The following is a 2,847-nucleotide window of genomic DNA, read 5'->3' as shown; positions in this document are numbered from 1 at the left end:
CTGTTTGCGCAGGAAAGCGGTCTGCAGCTCGACGAATTCAGACAGCGACTTCACGGTAGCCAGTGCTTCAAGGTGCGTGAAGTAGGCGTCGGCATTGGCACGCAGAGCGGCAATCGCCTGCAGGGACACCTCGTTGCTGGTGGTCTTGGCCATTTCAAGGGTCGACTCGAGGGCCTTTTGAGTCGTTTCGGCGCCCGAACTCAATTTGGAAAGGACTTCCTTCGACTGTTCGACGCTCTGTTCGGCGGCAGCGCGGACCTGCTCGACAGCCTTGGACGGGTCGAAGGTGGAGGATTCGACGTTTTCGATGGTTTCGGTCTTGCCGGGGAGCTTGGACATTTTTTCCATCCTTTTCCAGGGGCGGCCTCAAAATCGAGCCGTCCCCTTCGTACGAAACCGCCGCAACGGATTTATGAAACCCGGATGAATTTGCGTAAGTGGGCAGAGCCTGGCGTTGCGCTGGATGCCATCCGTTGCGGAGCGGCACTGCCCAGCCTGACGGAAATTCTAGAACCAGCAGGCGTTGGCCATGGCCGAGCGTGTGGCCGACAGCTCTTGATCAAGAGCACGGCAATCGACCGAGCTGGGCCGCGGATCGGATCCCGGGGCGCCTGGGGCAAGCCACTCGACGGGTGGCCAAAGCGCCTCCCCGGCATCGATCGTTCATGACTGGATTCGACCTGGGCCTCATCCGATTGGAGGACGGCAGGAACCGCAACACAGCCATTTTATCAACTTAGCGGTGATGCATGGGCGGCCTACAATCTTTCCAGCCGGCAAACCTACCCCGTTTGCAGGTCAGACCCCGGCGGTCGAACCCCGAGCCCATGCGCCTTCCGGCCGCTGGGTTTTTCGGCCGCCGGGGCCTTAGGCCTCGCCGGCGCGTTTCCAGAAAATATGTCCCTCCTCGGGGAGATATCCCCTACGCGATCACGCCATACGCCGCGAATAGAACTCTGCTAGCTTGGATTGCGTGGCGGACCCCGGTTCGCCTGGCCGGCGCCATATGCCCCAACGCCCCCCGCCCAATGTGGCGTCGGCCATCTTCCATCCCTTGCGCCCCCTTAGCTGTCAAGGAATGGTGTAAGACGGTTCTGGTCGCCTTCGACCATCCCGTCCCCTCACGCTGCGATCTGCACCTCGCGCGCGGCCGCGATCATCACACTCGCGAGCAGGCCGTAGGCTGCTTCCCAGGCTTCACGCACCGGCGGCGTGAAGGCCTCGCCGAGGCCGGCGGCGAGCGTCTCGATCAGGGCCTGGCCGACGATCGGGTAGTGGTGCTCCTCGACGCCGTAGCCGACGTGGCGCTTGGCGAGGTCGCGCACGGTGGGCAGGATGGTCTCGGCGCGGTCCAGCCCATGCACGACGAAGCCGAGGGCCGCCATCAGCTTGGCGCCCTGCTGGGTCATATCCCTTTCCGGGAACAGCGCCCGAAGATCGCCGTCGATGGCGAACAGGCGTTCATAAAATATGGCGGCGGCGGCCGCGCGGATCGGCACGACCTCGCGAAAGCTGTCCTGAACGAGTCTGATCTGGTCGGGTGTCATACGCGCGCTCCAATGGTTGGTAGGCGGCGACTTTCCTACCAGGACGTTTCCCAGGCATGTCGCCGCTCGTGGCGGCGTGTTTCGGCGATGTCTCGTTCCGGTATCAGGTTGTATTCGGCGAACCGTTTCACGCGCCAGCCGCGCCGCCAGCGCCTGAACGGAACAAGTCGGGCGCGGCGCTCGTTAATGCCGCGGACCATGCCGGATTAGGCGAAGTGGACATATCCGAAAATCAAATCATTGTCGCCGCCAGGACAGGCCGCGGCTTGCTCTGGCTTAACACCAAGGAACCCAGAGATGAAAACCGCTGTTTCGACCTCTCTCACAAGACGAAGCGTCGTCGCGCTGGCGGCGGCCGCCGCTTCGACAGCCATGATGGCCACCAATGGCGCGCTGGCGCAGGAGCAAGCCAAGCCCGGGAAGAGCCTGTATGAGCGGCTGGGGGGCGTGTTCGCCATCGCGGCCGTGGTCGATCACTTCAGCGACGCCATCGTGAAGAACCCGATCGTCGGCAAGAAATCCAAGAATGCGCAGCTGCGGAAATGGCACACCAAGAACCTTGAACGGCTGCCCGGCCTCAAATTCATGCGCACGCTGTGGGTCTGCGACGTTTCCGGCGGCCCGTTCAAGTTCGTGGCCACCAAGCCCGGCGCGACGCCGCTCGGCCTCGAGGAAGCCCATCGCGACTTGCGGATCTCGCCGGCGGAGTTCGACGAGGTCGCGGCCGAGCTCGGGCGGACGCTCGACCACTTCAAGGTTCCGAAGGCAGAGAAGACCGAGGTGCTTGAAGCCTTCGCCGCGCACAAGGGCGAGGTTACCGCCGGCTACGACAAGCAGGGCTGAAGCCCCGCCAGGGTGACGCCCAAAGGTTGCCACCGATGACCCGCAGAGGCGTCGCGCACCGACCCTCGTTGCCGGAGATCGCGGCTGGCCCCCGCCTTGCGTATCGAGGCTGACGGGCCGGCCCGATCTTGCCCGCTCAATGCCGCTTGAAATACTGCACCTCGCGCTCGTGCTTCTCGGCGGCTTCGCGGGTGTCGAAGGTGCCGAGGTTGCGGCGCTTGCCGGTCGCTTCGTCCTTCTTGCGCGAATAGAGCCGGTATTTTCCTGATTTGAGTTTTCGGATCATTGTGTCTCTCCCGAAGCGGAAAGGCCCGGCTGTGCCGGGCCCCTCTTTCAGTCCTGGTGCTCGGGCATGTCCTCGAGCTGGTCCTTCGTCCAGAACGTGACGGCGTGGACGTCGCCGTCCTCGTCGCGCATGAAATCGAGCTGGGTGGCGGGAACGGCGACGGGCTTGGCG

General features: G+C 63.7%; 4 protein-coding genes and 1 pseudogene. 1 reads left to right on the top strand and 4 read right to left on the bottom strand.

From position 1 onward, the window contains the following. Positions 1-339, bottom strand: a 339-nt coding sequence (locus tag EOA33_RS30835; RefSeq protein WP_127407363.1) for a phasin family protein, incomplete at its 3' end; no start/stop codon positions are given. Positions 340-1,121: 782 nt separating this feature from the next. Further along, positions 1,122-1,547: a globin family protein gene (locus tag EOA33_RS30830; RefSeq protein ID WP_126055423.1), complete on the bottom strand. Its 426-nt coding sequence runs from the start codon at positions 1,545-1,547 to the stop codon at positions 1,122-1,124. 297 nt (positions 1,548-1,844) lie between these two features. On the opposite strand from EOA33_RS30830, the gene EOA33_RS30825 reads away from it, so the two are divergent. Further along, positions 1,845-2,390 carry a group 1 truncated hemoglobin gene (locus tag EOA33_RS30825; RefSeq protein ID WP_127407362.1) on the top strand — a complete coding sequence of 182 codons (546 nt, stop codon included), beginning with the start codon at positions 1,845-1,847 and terminating at the stop codon, positions 2,388-2,390. Between the two features lie 136 nt (positions 2,391-2,526). On the opposite strand, the gene EOA33_RS30820 is transcribed toward EOA33_RS30825, so the two are convergent. Next, the gene (locus tag EOA33_RS30820; RefSeq protein WP_126055424.1) at positions 2,527-2,676 is read right to left on the bottom strand and encodes a hypothetical protein; all 150 of its coding nucleotides are present in this window, start codon (positions 2,674-2,676) and stop codon (positions 2,527-2,529) included. Between the two features lie 47 nt (positions 2,677-2,723). Continuing rightward, positions 2,724-2,847, bottom strand: a pseudogene (locus EOA33_RS40970) (PRC-barrel domain containing protein); the annotation flags it as partial.

This window comes from Mesorhizobium sp. M4A.F.Ca.ET.050.02.1.1, from assembly GCF_003997725.1.
GTDB lineage: Bacteria > Pseudomonadota > Alphaproteobacteria > Rhizobiales > Rhizobiaceae > Mesorhizobium.
This window is presented reverse-complemented; position numbering and strand designations above follow the sequence as displayed.